Annotated in this window: 15 protein-coding genes; 10 read left to right on the top strand and 5 right to left on the bottom strand. The window is 63.7% G+C overall.

Translation table 11 applies throughout. The features are described 5' to 3' along the window. Positions 1 to 56 precede the first annotated feature (56 nt). Complete coding sequence (locus AB5Y53_RS01280; RefSeq protein WP_010672757.1) at positions 57 to 305, top strand: hypothetical protein; 249 nt, start codon at positions 57 to 59, stop codon at positions 303 to 305. A gap of 36 nt (positions 306 to 341) precedes the next feature. Here the strand turns inward: AB5Y53_RS01280 and AB5Y53_RS01275 are convergent, their stop codons facing one another. Further along, positions 342 to 860, bottom strand: coding sequence for a mechanosensitive ion channel domain-containing protein (locus AB5Y53_RS01275; protein WP_039039767.1), 519 nt, complete (start codon positions 858 to 860; stop codon positions 342 to 344). A 9-nt stretch (positions 861 to 869) separates the two neighbouring features. Beyond that, positions 870 to 1,835 carry a zinc transporter ZntB gene (gene zntB, locus AB5Y53_RS01270; protein WP_174213885.1) on the bottom strand — a complete coding sequence of 322 codons (966 nt, stop codon included), beginning with the start codon at positions 1,833 to 1,835 and terminating at the stop codon, positions 870 to 872. Positions 1,836 to 1,966: 131 nt separating this feature from the next. Here zntB and AB5Y53_RS01265 point away from each other — a divergent pair, with 131 nt between their 5' ends. The 3 genes from AB5Y53_RS01265 (at position 1,967) to AB5Y53_RS01255 (ending at position 3,416) form a co-directional block, all read left to right on the top strand. After that, the gene (locus AB5Y53_RS01265; RefSeq protein ID WP_039039769.1) at positions 1,967 to 2,419 is read left to right on the top strand and encodes a YaiI/YqxD family protein; all 453 of its coding nucleotides are present in this window, start codon (positions 1,967 to 1,969) and stop codon (positions 2,417 to 2,419) included. A gap of 121 nt (positions 2,420 to 2,540) precedes the next feature. Then, complete coding sequence (locus AB5Y53_RS01260; protein ID WP_010672753.1) at positions 2,541 to 2,810, top strand: PepSY domain-containing protein; 270 nt, start codon at positions 2,541 to 2,543, stop codon at positions 2,808 to 2,810. A 48-nt stretch (positions 2,811 to 2,858) separates the two neighbouring features. Further along, on the top strand, positions 2,859 to 3,416 hold the full coding sequence (locus AB5Y53_RS01255) for a cytochrome b/b6 domain-containing protein (protein ID WP_041214375.1): 558 nt from the start codon (positions 2,859 to 2,861) through the stop codon (positions 3,414 to 3,416). Positions 3,417 to 3,522: 106 nt separating this feature from the next. Here AB5Y53_RS01255 and AB5Y53_RS01250 read toward each other — a convergent pair whose 3' ends face one another. Then, on the bottom strand, positions 3,523 to 4,728 hold the full coding sequence (locus AB5Y53_RS01250; RefSeq protein WP_041214374.1) for a NupC/NupG family nucleoside CNT transporter: 1,206 nt from the start codon (positions 4,726 to 4,728) through the stop codon (positions 3,523 to 3,525). Positions 4,729 to 5,255: 527 nt separating this feature from the next. On the opposite strand from AB5Y53_RS01250, the gene dbpA reads away from it, so the two are divergent. Together dbpA and AB5Y53_RS01240 are read left to right on the top strand one after the other, a co-directional pair. Then, positions 5,256 to 6,635 (top strand): ATP-dependent RNA helicase DbpA, encoded by a 1,380-nt coding sequence (dbpA, locus tag AB5Y53_RS01245; protein WP_039039771.1) that lies wholly within the window; start codon positions 5,256 to 5,258, stop codon positions 6,633 to 6,635. Positions 6,636 to 6,720: 85 nt separating this feature from the next. Beyond that, positions 6,721 to 7,011 (top strand): YkgJ family cysteine cluster protein, encoded by a 291-nt coding sequence (locus tag AB5Y53_RS01240; protein ID WP_039039772.1) that lies wholly within the window; start codon positions 6,721 to 6,723, stop codon positions 7,009 to 7,011. A 9-nt stretch (positions 7,012 to 7,020) separates the two neighbouring features. Here AB5Y53_RS01240 and AB5Y53_RS01235 read toward each other — a convergent pair whose 3' ends face one another. Beyond that, the gene (locus AB5Y53_RS01235; protein ID WP_128345657.1) at positions 7,021 to 7,443 is read right to left on the bottom strand and encodes a hypothetical protein; all 423 of its coding nucleotides are present in this window, start codon (positions 7,441 to 7,443) and stop codon (positions 7,021 to 7,023) included. A gap of 255 nt (positions 7,444 to 7,698) precedes the next feature. On the opposite strand from AB5Y53_RS01235, the gene AB5Y53_RS01230 reads away from it, so the two are divergent. Further along, complete coding sequence (locus tag AB5Y53_RS01230; RefSeq protein WP_010672746.1) at positions 7,699 to 9,093, top strand: PepSY domain-containing protein; 1,395 nt, start codon at positions 7,699 to 7,701, stop codon at positions 9,091 to 9,093. 203 nt (positions 9,094 to 9,296) lie between these two features. On the opposite strand, the gene AB5Y53_RS01225 is transcribed toward AB5Y53_RS01230, so the two are convergent. Further along, a complete protein-coding gene (locus AB5Y53_RS01225; RefSeq protein ID WP_029313608.1) occupies positions 9,297 to 10,202 on the bottom strand; it encodes a 1,4-dihydroxy-2-naphthoate polyprenyltransferase in 906 nt (301 codons plus the stop codon). Positions 10,203 to 10,412: 210 nt separating this feature from the next. On the opposite strand from AB5Y53_RS01225, the gene AB5Y53_RS01220 reads away from it, so the two are divergent. Genes AB5Y53_RS01220 through menH form a run of 3 tightly spaced genes read left to right on the top strand, consistent with a single transcriptional unit; the run spans position 10,413 to position 14,277 of the window. After that, the gene (locus AB5Y53_RS01220; protein WP_368180997.1) at positions 10,413 to 11,744 is read left to right on the top strand and encodes an isochorismate synthase MenF; all 1,332 of its coding nucleotides are present in this window, start codon (positions 10,413 to 10,415) and stop codon (positions 11,742 to 11,744) included. Positions 11,745 to 11,777: 33 nt separating this feature from the next. Then, on the top strand, positions 11,778 to 13,523 hold the full coding sequence (menD, locus tag AB5Y53_RS01215; RefSeq protein WP_368180996.1) for a 2-succinyl-5-enolpyruvyl-6-hydroxy-3-cyclohexene-1-carboxylic-acid synthase: 1,746 nt from the start codon (positions 11,778 to 11,780) through the stop codon (positions 13,521 to 13,523). Continuing rightward, on the top strand, positions 13,513 to 14,277 hold the full coding sequence (gene menH, locus AB5Y53_RS01210; RefSeq protein ID WP_368180995.1) for a 2-succinyl-6-hydroxy-2,4-cyclohexadiene-1-carboxylate synthase: 765 nt from the start codon (positions 13,513 to 13,515) through the stop codon (positions 14,275 to 14,277). The genes menD and menH overlap by 11 nt, the downstream gene beginning before the upstream one ends.

Here is a 14,277-nt window from a genome sequence, read left to right as displayed (position 1 = left end):
CCACCGGGAAGGAGAACTAGACTTGAGGGTGGCGCCATGAGTCATAGGAGGATGTCATGACAGTCAGTGAATTGCGCGCGCTTCACCAGCAGCACAGGTTCAAGGAGGCGGAGATCATGCACGACATCGTCTCCCCCGGCTGGATCGTGGAGTTCAGGGGGCAGGACGGCCACCTCTACGTGATGACGGATACCCTGGGGTGCCCCATGAGCTTCTCGTCCACCGAGGAGGCACGGGACCACATCCACCTGGTGGCCGACTGCCCCGTCCAGGTCGAGCACCTCTACCGCTTCTTCGAACGCTGAACAGCCATCGAAAAAGGCTCCCGAGGGAGCCTTTTCTCATTCCGGCTGCGTGGACTCAGCCTCCTTTCCCTCCAGCCGCCTCACCGGCTTTTGCAGAATAAGGTTCGCCGGATAGGTGACCAGATCGCCGTTGTCATCCCGCACCCGCACGTAGAAGAGGCCGATCTCGGTGATGATGCCGGTGACGGAGTCATCCTTGTCGAGGATGCGGATGCGATCGCCAATCTTGTAGGGGAAGGCGAAGAAGATGGTGATGCTGGCGGTGATGTTGGAGAGGATCGACCACTGGGCCACCATGGCGACCCCCAGTACCGCGAAGAAGGAGGAGGCGAGCACCACCAGCCGGGAGAAGTCGAGCCCCCAGACCCCGGCCAGGATCAGCAGGGTGGCGCAGCCCAGCAGGAAGTGGAATACGTGCTCCACGTAGAGTACCCGGTTCTCGCTCACCTGCCGGCTCTGGCCAAGGGCCATCAGGCTCTTGTGAATGAGGCCGCGCACCAGGGTGTGCCCCAGCAACAGCAGCAGGGTCACGCCAAAAGATTCCCATGTCGTCATGTTCACTCCTTACCACCAGCGCCTGTGCTTGAGCCAGACCGCCAGTCCGGTCGCCAGCACCAGCAGGAAGCCACAAAACACCCAGAAGGCGGTCGGACTCTCGGCCCCGGGGATCCCCCCCAGGTTGATGCCGAACAGGCCGGTCAGGAAGCTGGCGGGCAGGAACAGCAGCGCCATCACCGACATCTGGTAGGCGCGGCGATTGGTCGCCTCCGCCATCAGGTTGTTGATCTCGTCCGCCAGCACGGCGGTGCGCGCCACCCCAGCATCCAGATCGTCGAGCCAGCGCCGCAAGCGGTCGGCGATGTCGAGCAGGCGTCGCCTGTCATCTTCGTCCAGCCAGCTGATCTTCTCGTTGGCCAGGCGCGCCACCAGATCCCGCTGGGGGGAGAGGTAGCGACGGATCATGATGAGCTGCTTGCGGATGCGCGCAAGCCGACCGTTGGCGGGCAGGTCGCGCATCAGCACCATCTCTTCCAGATCCAGGATCTGGTCGTGCAGCTCCTCGACGAACTCCCCGGCCCGGTCGGTCAGGGCGTCGCATATCTCCACCAGCCAGTCGGCGGGTGTGTCGGCACCGCCCCCCAACGACAGCTGCTCGAACACATCTTTCTCGGAGAGCAGCGGACGACGTCGGCTGCTGATGATGAGATCCGGCGTGATGAAGATCCGCAGGGCCACCATCTCTTCAGGCCTGTGATCCTTGTTGTGGTTGATGCCGCGCAGGATCAGCAGCACCGTCTCCCCCATCCGCACCAGCTTGGGACGATTGCTCTGGCCGAGCAGGGCCTCACGGGCCGCCTCCCCCAGCAGCGGCGTCTGCAGCAGCCAGCGCGCCGACTCCGGGTTGCCGTAGTCCAAATGCAGCCAGCCGGGCTGGGCACAGGGGATCTCGCTACCTTCGGCCAGCGGGGTCATGCCCCCCTTGCCGTCCAGGGTCAGGCCATAAATCACGTCACCGGGCACCCGATCCATCTCGTCTCCTTCTCATTTCATGTGCAGGCCCCAGCTTACACCAAAGGCGGGGACGACTCAGCCCCGGGGCAGCCGCCCCGCACCAGCCATGCTAAGATGCGCCACCCGTTCCAGACACAGGAAGCCATGCCATGCCCATCTGGGTTGATGCCGATGCCTGCCCCATCCCGGTCAAGGAGATCCTCTACCGCGCCGCCCACCGCGCCCAGGTGGTGACCACGCTAGTGGCCAACCAGGGGCTCAGAGTCCCCCCTTCCCCCTTCATCAAGACCCAGCAGGTGGAGAAGGGCTTCGATGTGGCAGATCATGTCATCGCCCAGCAGGTCAAGCCCGGCGACCTGGTGATCACCGGCGACATTCCCCTCGCCTCCTGGGTCATCGACGCCGGGGGCGAGGCGCTCAATCCCCGGGGCGAGATCTACACCCGGGAGACCATCCAGGCACGGCTCGGGATGCGCAACTTCATGGAGGAGCTGCGCTCTGCCGGCGTCCAGACCGGTGGCCCTGCGCCCTTCAACGCCGCCGACAAGCAGCGCTTCGCCAATGCGCTGGACAAGTGGCTGGTCAGGGGCAAGCTGAGCTGATCACCCTCTCCCCGGCCCCCTGCCGGGGAGAGCCATTCATTTCCCTTTTCCCTTAATTCTTCCTTAATGCGCCTTGATTAGCCTTGCGACTGTTGACCCAACCACCCGCAAGGAGCAAGCAATGAAACTGACCCCCCTGTTGTTACTGATCCCCCTGTTGAGCGGCGCAGCCCTGGCCGACCCCCAATGCACCCAGGCCGACAAGAGCAAGTGGATGAGCGAAGCCGACGCCCAGCAGCAGATCAAGGCGATGGGCTACGACATCAAGAAGTTCAAGGCCACCAAGACCGGCTGCTACGAGATCTACGGCTGGGACAAGGAGAAGCGCAAGGTCGAGATCTACTTCGACCCGACTGACCTGAAAAAGGTGAAAGAAGAGATCGACGAGTAACGCCGCCCCGGGCCGGTCTTCCCCCGGCCCCCACCATGGAGCCTTGCCATGACACCTGCCTCTGAAGTGAAAGTCTGGGATCCCCTCATCCGGGTGTTTCACTGGGCGACCGTCACCCTCTGCCTGCTCAACTTCTTCGTGCTGGAAGAGGGCAGCAAACCCCACAGATATGCTGGCTACGCGGTGGGCATCCTGCTCATCATCCGCCTGCTGTGGGGGCTGGTCGGCCCCTATTACGCCCGCTTCGGCCAGTGGTGGCCAACCCCTGCCCGGGTCCGCTACTACCTGCGTCAGCTCGCCCAGGGGCGCCACCCCTACTACCTCGGCCACAATCCGGTCGGCTCCCTGATGATCTGGTTGCTGCTGCTGTCCCTGGTCGGGACCGTCGTCACCGGCTGGCTCACCACCTGGGATGCCTTCTGGGGCGAGGAGTGGCTGGAGGAGCTGCACGGCATCATCGCCAACACCCTGATGGCCGCCGTTGGCGTCCATGCGGCCGTGGTACTCCTGACCGATCGCCTCACCCGCAGCGATTTGGTCCGCGCCATGGTGCTGGGCAAAAAGCGGGTCCCCGCCAACATCAAGGTGGAAGACCCCCGCGCTTGATGGCCGGGCTGCCGACCAGTCCCCTCCTCTGTTCACCCGCTCATCTGCCCAAAAAAAGACCCCCTGCCAAGGCAGGGGGTCGTCATGAGCAGCGCGGAGGGAGGACCTAGATCATCACACCGGCGATGACGGCGGAGAGCAGGCTCACCAGGGTGGAGCCATAGACCAGCTTCAAACCGAAGCGGGAAACCATGTTGCCCTTCTCTTCGTTGAGCGCCTTCACCGCACCGGCAATGATGCCGATGGAGCTGAAGTTGGCGAACGACACCATGAAGATGGAGAGGATGCCGACGGTGCGCGGGGAGAGCTCGGCGGCAATCTTGCCCAGATCCATCATGGCCACAAACTCGTTGGTCACCAGCTTGGTCGCCATGATGGAGCCGGCCTGCAGCGCTTCACTGCCCGGGATGCCCAGGATCCAGGCAACGGGATAGAAGATGTAGCCCATGACGTGCTGGAAGTTGACGCCGAACGCCGCCTCGAACAGGTAGTTGATGAGGGCGATCAGGGCAATGAAGCCCACCAGCATGGCACCGACGATCACCGCCACGGTGAAACCGGCCATGATGTATTCCCCCAGCATCTCGAAGAAGTTCTCCTTCTTCGGCGTGTGGTGCTCGTCACCCTCGGCCAGCGCCTTGGCATCGGTCACGGTATTGTCGGGCTCGTAGGGGTTGATGAGGGAGAGCACCACGAAGGTGCTGAACATGTTGAGCACCAGCGCGGCCACCACGTAGCGCGGCTCGATCAGCTGCATGTAGGCACCGACGATGGACATGGAGACGGTGGACATGGCCGTCGCCGCCAGAGTGTACATCTGCTTCTCGTTCAGGTGCGGCAGTATGTTCTTGAGGGCGATGAAGTTCTCGGACTGACCGACGATCATGGAGCTGATGGCGTTGAAGGACTCCAGCTTGCCCATGCCGTTGATCCTGGCCAGCACGGTGCCGATGCCACGAATGACGATGGGCAGCAGACGGATGTACTGCAAAATGCCGATCAACACGGAGATGAAGACGATGGGCATCAGCACCATCAGGAAGAAGGAGAAGGCCCCTTCGTTGACCAGACCGCCGAACACGAAGTCGGTCCCCTGCTTGGCAAACTCCATCAGCTTGGTGAAGCCGGCTGCAAAGCCACCCACCACCGCCAGACCCACTTCGGAGTTGAGCATGAACCAGGCGAGCGCCAGCTCGACCACCAGCAGCTGGCCGATGTAACGCAGCTTGATCTGTTTCCAGTTGCGGCGGTTTGCCAGCAACGCCAATGCCAGGACCATCACGAGTCCGAGCACGAAATGAACGTATTCCATACCAGTAGCACCCATTGAATTGTTATTTTTGACCGGCGCCATCATAAAGAACTGCATATTTAAAAATCAGAGAATCATCACAATCCGCGGTAAAAATATGCATGCGGAATAATACAAACGTTTTTAAATTAATTGCCAAGACACATGATTATTAATCGTCATTGAGAAAGCTTAAAAATAAATCAAAAACAATAAGTTATGCTCTTTCATTAATTTTATTCCTCATTCATATATATATTTCATAACGGCCATATCCCATATGGCATCCTCCGATGACTCATCATCACCAGGACATGTTTAATTAAAAACGTTTTCTCGCCATTCATCATGATCTGGCCATGACCACCCTGTTCCATTGTGCTCTTTTTACATACCGCAAGCCCGCCAACGCAGACAGAAGCCTCCATCGGCAACCCATGACACCAACCGTTCAAATATTCACCGCATCCGGCGGCACATTCTGGTATGATGCGCCCCCTTGCGCACCGCGCCCCCCCATTTCTGATTTTCCGACATAGAGTCCTTTTGTGAACAACAGCGAATTTAGCAGCCTGAACCTCTCCTCCGCCCTGCAGGACAACCTCGCCAGCCTGGGCTATCTGCAGATGACCCCGATCCAGGCCCAGAGCCTGCCCCTGGTGCTCGACGGCAAAGATTTGATCGCCAAGGCGAAAACCGGCAGCGGCAAGACCGCGGCCTTCGGCCTGGGTCTGCTGGCCAAGCTGGACGTCAACCGGCTGGCCGTGCAGGCGCTGGTGCTCTGTCCGACCCGCGAGCTGGCGGATCAGGTGGCCACCGAGATCCGCCGTCTCGCCCGCACCCTGCCCAACGTCAAGCTGGTGACCCTGTGCGGCGGCACCCCGACCGCACCGCAATCCGCCACCCTGGGCTTTGGCGCCCACATCGCCGTCGGCACCCCGGGCCGGATCCTCAAGCACCTGGAGCAGGGCACCCTTGAGCTCGACGACCTCAAGACGCTGGTGCTGGACGAAGCGGATCGCATGCTGGACATGGGCTTTGGCGAAGACATCAACCGCGTCATCAGCCACGCCCCGCGGGACCGGCAAACCCTGCTGTTCTCCGCCACCTATCCGGAAGGGATCGCCCAGATGAGCCGCGGCGTGCAACGCAACCCGGTGGAGGTGAGCGTGGAGTCCCTGCATGAAGAGAGCGCCATCGAACAGAAGCTGTATGAAGTGCCGGCCGGCCAGCGCCTCGATGCCCTCACCTGGCTGCTCAGCCACTACCAGCCGGGCTCCTGCGTGGTGTTCTGCAACACCAAGCGCGCCTGCAACGACGTGGCCGATCACCTGGCTGCCAAGGGCTTCTCGGCGCTGGCGCTGAACGGCGATCTGGAGCAACGTGAGCGGGATCAGGTGCTGGTGCGCTTCGCCAACGGCAGCGCCACCATACTGGTCGCCACCGACGTGGCGGCCCGCGGCCTCGACATCAAGGAGCTGGGGGCCGTCATCAACTACGAGCTGACCTACGACCCCGAGGTGCACGTGCACCGCATCGGCCGTACCGGCCGCGCCGGCCAGCAGGGCCTGGCCCTGAGCCTCTACCAGCCGAACGAGGCCCAGCGCGTCAACTTCATCGAGGAGTACCAGCAGGCCCCCATTCCCCAGGGCGACCTGGCCGGGATCGGCCGCGACATCAAGCCGATCGCGCCGCAGATGGTGACCCTCTCCATCGATGCGGGCCGCAAGAGCAAGGTGCGTGCCGGTGACATCCTCGGCGCCCTGACTGGCGAAGGCGGCATTGCCGGGGCCGATGTGGGCAAGATCCAGATTTCCGAGCAGTACTCCTACGTGGCGGTGAAGCGCCAGGTGGCGAGCGCCGCCCTCAAGCGGTTGCAGGAAGGCAAGATCAAGGGGCGCAGCTACCGTGCCCGCAAACTGGGCTAAGGTATTTCACACGCCCGGCCAGACCACAGGCGCCTGACAGGCGCCTGTTTCATATCATTCGCCGCCATGCGGCAAGACAGGTGACATGACCCAAGCAATCCAGAGCGATGTGAGCTGCCAGAACTGCGAAGCCTGCTGCTGCCGCCTCGAGGTGATGCTCTTCACCGACACCGGCGTGCCGGACCGCTATATCGAGGAACGGGAAGGAGAAGTGCCCGTGATGCACAGACTGGAAGATGGCTGGTGCGCCGCCCTCGACCGCAACACCATGATGTGTCGCATCTACGAGGTACGGCCGCTTATCTGCCGTGAATTCGAGATGGGGGAGCCCGACTGCCTCGACGAACGGGACAAGTGGTTCATCAGGCTGGAATAAACGGGAGGTTCAACCCGCGCTGACGTGGATCTCCTTGCCTTGCAGCCCCTCGAGGCGCTGTGTCAGCCAGTGGATGGCCTGTGCTTCCTCCTCGAAATAGCGCACCTCCTGAAAGGGAAGCTCGCTGAAGACGTGATCCGCCAGATAACGTTTGAAATCCCCGATCATGACCACCGCCAGAAAGGCGCAGCCATGGGTGGCGCACCAGTTGAACTGGCGACGAAAACGGGCCAGCACCTCGGGGCCGGCGGCCTCGAACTCGGTCGCGACCTCGACGATGCCCCAGGGGGCTCCCTGCAAACGGCTTATCTGCTGGCTGAACTTGCCCTCATAGGCCATGGCGCCTGCCAGGTTGAAAGGGCCGCTCGGCCGACAGATCAGCAGTTGCCCTTGTCGCTGCATCTCAAAATGGCCGTGTGCTTGCACGTTCACCTCCTGCCTTGAGTCCTTCGCTGCGGCTGATATGCCCTGTGTTGCCACAAAGTAAGAATTTATCCCCGAAAAGTCCATGAAGCTCCCCGCATTGTGAACGGAAAGCGCCATTCACCCCCCGTTTTTACCCCGATGGCGGAATGTACATTTCTTCGACATGTTCTGTTGCAGTTAACAAAACGTTGCTGCTATTATCCGCGCCACTCAAAACATTCCACCTACTGAAACCTTTTGGCGTTCACCCAGGGATCAACGATGAAGCAACAAGACGCAAGTTATTACCAACGGATCTGGCGCTGGCATTTCTATGCCGGTCTCTTCGTCGCCCCCTTCCTGATCCTGCTCTCCCTCACCGGCATCGTCTATCTGTTCAAGCCGCAGCTGGACAACCTGCTCTACCCCCAGCTGATGAAGGTGACGCCCGCCACCCAGACCCTGAGTGCTGACCAGCTGCTGGCCAAGGCAACCATCGCCATGCCGGACGCCAGCCTGCGCAAATACCTGCCCCCGGTGGCAGCGGACGCGAGCGCCCAGATAGTCGTGATGCGTGAAGGGCAGGAGCTGACCCTCTTCATGGATCCCGCGAACGGCGCCCTGCTCGGTACCATGGACAACAAGTGGAACCTGCAGGCGGTGGCGCGCGCTCTCCATGCGGAGCTGATGCTTGGCACCACGGGAGATCGCCTGATCGAGCTGGCCGCAGGCTGGGGAATCGTGCTCCTCGTCAGCGGACTCTATCTCTGGTGGCCCCGCAAGGGACCGGGTGTGGGGGGCATCCTCTGGCCGAGAATGCACCAGCGCGGCCGTCTCTGGTGGCGTGATCTGCACGCCGTGGTCGGCTTCTGGGGCGCAGGTTTCCTGCTGCTGCTGCTGCTGACGGGCATGACCTGGACCGGTTTCTGGGGCGGCCAGTTCGCCGATGTCTGGAACCGCTTCCCTGCGGCCATGTGGAACGAGGTGCCCAAGTCGGCTCCCCTCACCCGCAGCCTCAACCAGGCTCACGAACAGACCGTCTCCTGGGGGGCCGAGACCCTGCCCATGCCGAGCTCCCAACCCACGGCAGAGAGCCATGATCACAGCGCCATGACCCATGGCGGCGGACACGAGGGCATGGTCATGGCCAGCCATCGCATTCCGCTGCAACAGGTGGTCGACATCGCCAACGAGCGGGGGGTCAGCCCGGGTTACAGCATCACCCCCCCGGTCGGTGAAACCGGCGTCTATACCATCGCCATCTTTGCCGATGATCCCCGCAACGACGCCACCCTGCACATCGACCAATACAGCGGCAAGGTGCTGGTCGACGTGCGTTGGCAGGATTACGGCCCGGTCGCCAAGACGGTGGAAACCGGCGTCATGCTGCACATGGGCAAGCTCTACGGCTGGCCGCACCAGCTCGTCATGCTGCTCATCTGCCTGATGATTCTGGCAAGCTCGGTGAGCGGGCTCTGGATCTGGTGGAGCCGCCGTCCCAGTGGTCGCCTCGCCGCCCCGCCCCTGCCCGCCAAGCTGCCTCCCATGGGCGGTGCCATCGCGGTGCTGGTCGTGCTCGGGATCTGCTTCCCGCTGGTGGGGGCCTCCATGGTTGCCATCTGGCTGCTGGACAGTCTCTTCTTCTCTCGCCGCACGGCCGTGGCCCAGGCAAGTTGATCCAGGGGCAAGCACGCCTCATGCACACGAGGGCTCCCTGTCGGGGGCCCTCGTCGTCTGCATCACCTGGCACCATCCTTCGCCTGGCGGCATGCTCCTCCCCTGGCGATCATCACATCGGTCTGATGAAACAACAACGCATCGACACATCAGCAAAAAGGGCTCCCGTTCGGGAGCCCTTTTCATTGCCAAACGCGTCGGCCTCAGGTGAGCGCCAGCCCGGCAGAGAGCAGCAGGCTGAACAGAAATGCGCTGATGGCGGTCTTCTTGAGGGCGCCGGTCAGCACCTCGCCATCGAAACTCTCTCGCAGGGTGCGGGCGGCATCGGTGAGGGGCTTCATGGCGGGCAGGAAGATCCAGGGCCAGAGGCTCGCAGGCTGAGTCAGCAGGAAGGCGATGGTCGCCAGCAGCGCCGCCCCCAGCAAGACCCAGTGATAGGCGATGGCCCGGTTGCGGCCAAGGCGCACCGCCAGGGTGATCTTGCCGCTGGCGGCATCGGTCTCGATGTCCCGCACGTTGTTGATGTTGAGCACGGCAGTCGCCAGCAGGCCGCAGGCGGTGGCGGGCAGCAACAGGTCCCACTCCAGGCTATGGGTGAAGAGGTAGTAGGAGCCGAGCACCCCCAGCAGGCCGAAGAACAGGAACACCGAGATGTCCCCGAAGCCGCGATAGCCGTAGGGGCTCTTGCCCACCGTGTAGGTGATGGCCGCGACAATGGCCGCTCCCCCCAGCAGGATGAATGTCAGGATCTGCTGCCACGCCTCACCGAAGGCGCAGACCAGCAGGGAGAGGCCGCTCACCACGGCCGCCAGGGCGGTCAGCCCCATGGCCACACACATCTGGTGCCGGGTGATGAGGCCGGAAACCACGGCGCGCTGGGGACCGATCCGCTCCCCGTTGTCGGCACCGGAGACCGCATCGCCATAGTCGTTGGCCAGATTGGAGAGAATTTGCAGCAGGATGGCGGTCAGCAGGGAGAGCCCCATGATGGTGCCGTCGAACGCTCCCCGGCTGGCTGCCAGCCCCGAGCCCAGCAAGATGGAGGAGCACGCCAGGGGCAGAGTTCGCAAACGCGCCGCCAGCAACCAAACAGAGAAGGTATTTGTCATATTGTGATGGCCAAACAATCAGATATTGATCGTGTTAAGGGTTATCGAACCGGATTTAGGTATACTTGGCTGCGCGGGGGCGTCGGCTCCCCCGGGCAATTTACATGGACGAATGGGCACATAATATATAGGAAATCGTCGCCCTTTGGCATCAACCTGCGCCATCCTCCCCCGGAGCGATCGCGATTATCCGGCTCAGACTAGACATCCATGTTGGCTCAGACCCACCTCAAGCAACAACTGGACGCCCTGCGTCACAGCACTGTCAGCGGTTTCGTGCGACTGCGCGTGGCCGCTCACGTCGACGTCTTTCCCGGCTGGTTGGCGGCCCAGACGCTCTACCCCCGCATCTATTGGCACGCCAGAGGGCAACAGAGCCCGGAGTACGTGGCGCTTGGCGCCATCCACGAGCTGACGCGGCCGGAGGATATCCAGCGGGTCTGCGACCTTGCCGGCACGGCCAGTGAAGACAGCCCTCGCTACTACGGTGGCCTGGCGTTCGACCCGGATCTGCCCGGCTGGCAGGGGTTTGGCCCCTGCCGCTTCGTGCTGCCCCGTATCGAGCTGGTACGCCGGGGGGAGTGCACCAGCCTCTGCCTCAATCTCTGGCTGCCTGCCCGGGAAGAGGGTCACGCATTCGAAGCCGAACTCTGCGCCGCCGAGGCGGCGCTCGATGCCCTGCAACCCGAGGCCCCCCTGCCCGTCCTGCAAAAGCGGCCATGGCAGCGCCAGGACCTGCCGGGCCCTGCCCAGTGGCAGACCCTGGTGGAGCAGGTCACGGCCCCCGACTTCCAGGCCCGCACCCCCAAGGTGGTGCTGTCGCGGGAGAGCCTGCTCCAGAGCGAGGCGCACGATGCGCCACTCTGCCCCTGGTCCCTGCTGACACAGTGGGCTCGCCACGCCCAGGAGTGCTTCCACTTCGGCTTCCAGTTCTCCCCCGAGCAGAGCTTCATCTCCTGCTCCCCCGAGCGCCTCTACCGCCGGGAGAAGGGCCACCTCTTTACCGAGGCGCTGGCAGGCACCATTCGCCGTTCCGGGGATGAGGCGACCGACGCGGCCCTGGCCGCCGAGCTGCTGGCCGACAGCAAGAACCGGCTGGAGAACCGGCTGGTTCACGCCGACATTCTCAGCCGCCTGGCCCCCCTCACGACCGATGCCACCCTGACCGAGCCGCGCATTCTGAAATTGCGGCTGCTGCAACACCTCAAATGCGACATCGAGGCCGAGCTCAAACCCGGCGTCTGCGACTGGCAACTGCTGGCTGCCCTGCACCCCACTCCCGCCGTGGGGGGCGCCCCCCGCGAGGCTGCGCTCGCCTTCATCCGTGAATGCGAGCCCCATGATCGCGGCTGGTATGCCGGTGCCTGCGGCATGCTGAGCCGGGAGACCTCGGAGTTCTCCGTCGCCATTCGCAGCGCCCGGATCAGGGGCCAGCGCATCAGCCTGTTCGCCGGTGCCGGCATAGTGGCGGGATCGGAGCCCGCCGCCGAGTGGGCTGAACTCGACAACAAGATCGCCAACGTGCTCTCCCTGCTGGGATAGCGTTTCTCACCGACTCCTCACTGCGAGAGCTTCATGTCCGCCAGCCACGTGTCCGCGCATCACGCCTTTGCCAGCCATCACGCCACCTTCAACCATGTCTGGTCCTCCCTCTTGCTGGAAGAGCTCTTTCGCCTCGGCGTGCGCGACATCGCCCTGGCCTCCGGCTCCCGCTCGGCGCCGCTCACCATGGCCGCCGCAGCCCACCCGGGCTTTCGCCGCCATCTGCACTTCGACGAGCGGGGTCTGGGCTTCATGGCGTTGGGGCTGGCCAAGGGGAGCGGCCGCCCGGTGGCGGTGATCATGACCTCGGGCACCGCGGTGGCCAACCTCTGGCCCGCGGTGGCGGAAGCCCAGCTCACCGGGGTCCCGCTCATCATTCTCTCTGCCGACAGGCCACCCGAGCTCATCGACAACGGGGCCAACCAGGCCATCGATCAGCCGGGGATCTTCGGTCGCTACCCCGTCTATCAGCAAAATCTGCCGAGCCCCACTCCCACCATTCCGGCGGCCTTCGTGTTGAGCTCGGTGGATCAGGCCCTGGCACGACAGGCGCACACCCCGGGGCCGGTGCACTTCAACTGCATGTACCCTGAGCCCCTCTACCCCGGCGACCACTATCTGGACTTTTCCGATTACCTGGCGCCCCTCGGCGACTGGCTGCACTCGGCCAAGCCCTGGAGCCCCTGGCTGGTGGGCGAGCCGGGCTGCCCCGCCCAGCCGGACTGGGAGGAGCTGAAGGGCAAGCGCGGTGTCATCGTCGCCGGGCGCATCCAGGATCCGGTGCAAGGCAAGGCGGTGGCCGAGCTGGCAGACAGCCTCGGCTGGCCCCTGCTGGCGGATCTGCAAAGCCAGATCCGCTTTGATGATCGCAACCTCGTCCACACGGATCTCGCCCTGCAACACAGCGACTTCGTGGCCGAGCTGGCCCGCGCCGAGGTACTGCTGCAATTCGGCGCCCGCCTCATCTCCAAGCGCCTCGGCCAGTTCATCAAACAACACCCCTGGCAGGATTACTGGCTGGTGGACCCGCAGCCGGCACGCCTCGACCCCGACTACCGGCTGCGCCGTCGCCTGGTGTGCGACCCCGCCGCCTTTGCGGCTGCCCATCCAATCCCCCATTCGCAGCAGCCCTGGCACCAGTTGGCCGCGCGCCAGCAGGCCATCAGCCAGCAGATCCGCACCGCCTGTGATCGCTTCTCGGAGCTCGGGGTGTGCCACCGCCTGAATCAGCTCATCCAGGGTCAGTTGTTCGTCGGCAACAGCATGCCGGCCCGGCTGATGGACATGCTGGGCGAGGTGGGCAAGGGCCCCAGCCGGGTGATGACCAACCGCGGCGCCTCCGGCATCGATGGCCTTATCGCCACCGCATACGGCTTCGCACAGTCGGTCCCGCCTGACAGTCGCGAGCCCACCACCCTGCTGCTCGGGGATCTCAGCGCCCTGCACGATCTCAACAGCCTGGCGCTGCTCGGCAAGGGGAGCCGCCCCCTGGTGGTGATCCTGCTCAACAACGACGGCGGCAGCATCTTTCGCATGCTGCCTGTGCCCACCCAGGACGCCCTGCTGGAGACCTACTACTGCCTGCCCCACGGCCTGCACTTCGAGCACGCCGCCGCCATGTTCGGCCTGCACTACCGGGCCCCCACCACCCTCGACGCATTTGAGCGGGACTATACCGCAGCCCTGAAAAACGGGGTAACCCTGATTGAAATCAAGGTACCGAGCAGTGAAGTCGCCGAGGATCTCAAGGCACTGGGAGCCGCTATCCGTGGTCTCTGATCCCGCCGTGCCGCTGGTGCTGCTGCACGGCCTGCTGGGGGACGCCGACGACTGGCGACCTGTCATCCAGGCCCTGCCCGGCGTCCCGTGCCATGCCCTGGATCTGCCGGGCCACGGCCGCAACCGGACACTGCGGGTGAGCGGCTTTGACGAGGCCCATCGCTGGCTCTGCGACGAGCTGGCCGCACGGGATATCGCCCACTACCGGCTGGTGGGGTATTCGCTGGGGGGGCGGCTCGCGCTTCATCACGCCAGCCACTCCCCGGCGGGGTTGCAGGCCCTGCTGCTGGAGAACTGCCACCCCGGGCTGCCTGCCGGTGAACGTCCGGCCCGCATCGCTCACGATGAAGCCTGGGCCCGGCGTTTCGAGTGCGAGCCCCTGGCCCGGGTGCTTGCCGACTGGTACCGCCAAGGCGTCTTCGCCGACCTGGACGACGATGCCCGCACCCGCCAGGCCGCACGCCGCCTTGGCAACGACGGCAAGGCCGTGGCCGCCATGCTGAGGGCCACGTCCCTGGGACGGCAGCCGGATCTCGCCCCCTGGCTTCGGGATACCCGGCTGCCGGTGCAGTGGATCTCCGGCAACCGGGATCACAAATTCCATGCCCTCGCTTGCCAGTTGGTAAAGCAAGGCTGCAATATCAAACACTTGGCTCTGGATGGCGGACACAATCTGCACACAAGCCAGCCCGATACCTTTGCCCGGCTCCTGCGGGAGTGGGCTCATCAACCAGAAGAGAAGATCCATGATTGA

This window comes from Aeromonas sp. R7-5, from assembly GCF_040908015.1.
In the GTDB taxonomy this organism is placed as follows: Bacteria; Pseudomonadota; Gammaproteobacteria; order Enterobacterales; family Aeromonadaceae; genus Aeromonas; species Aeromonas caviae.
This window is presented reverse-complemented; position numbering and strand designations above follow the sequence as displayed.

Excerpts from the sequence above, each read along its gene's own strand:
- AB5Y53_RS01255 (WP_041214375.1), top strand. The coding sequence starts at position 2,859 with ATGACACCTGCCTCTGAAGTGAAAGTCTGGGATCCCCTCATCCGGGTG.
- menD (WP_368180996.1), top strand. The coding sequence starts at position 11,778 with ATGTCCGCCAGCCACGTGTCCGCGCATCACGCCTTTGCCAGCCATCAC.
- AB5Y53_RS01265 (WP_039039769.1), top strand. The coding sequence starts at position 1,967 with ATGCCCATCTGGGTTGATGCCGATGCCTGCCCCATCCCGGTCAAGGAG.
- AB5Y53_RS01220 (WP_368180997.1), top strand. The coding sequence starts at position 10,413 with ATGTTGGCTCAGACCCACCTCAAGCAACAACTGGACGCCCTGCGTCAC.
- AB5Y53_RS01225 (WP_029313608.1), bottom strand. The coding sequence starts at position 10,202 with ATGACAAATACCTTCTCTGTTTGGTTGCTGGCGGCGCGTTTGCGAACT.
- AB5Y53_RS01275 (WP_039039767.1), bottom strand. The coding sequence starts at position 860 with ATGACGACATGGGAATCTTTTGGCGTGACCCTGCTGCTGTTGCTGGGG.
- zntB (WP_174213885.1), bottom strand. The coding sequence starts at position 1,835 with ATGGATCGGGTGCCCGGTGACGTGATTTATGGCCTGACCCTGGACGGC.
- AB5Y53_RS01280 (WP_010672757.1), top strand. The coding sequence starts at position 57 with ATGACAGTCAGTGAATTGCGCGCGCTTCACCAGCAGCACAGGTTCAAG.
- AB5Y53_RS01250 (WP_041214374.1), bottom strand. The coding sequence starts at position 4,728 with ATGGAATACGTTCATTTCGTGCTCGGACTCGTGATGGTCCTGGCATTG.
- AB5Y53_RS01240 (WP_039039772.1), top strand. The coding sequence starts at position 6,721 with ATGACCCAAGCAATCCAGAGCGATGTGAGCTGCCAGAACTGCGAAGCC.
- AB5Y53_RS01260 (WP_010672753.1), top strand. The coding sequence starts at position 2,541 with ATGAAACTGACCCCCCTGTTGTTACTGATCCCCCTGTTGAGCGGCGCA.
- AB5Y53_RS01230 (WP_010672746.1), top strand. The coding sequence starts at position 7,699 with ATGAAGCAACAAGACGCAAGTTATTACCAACGGATCTGGCGCTGGCAT.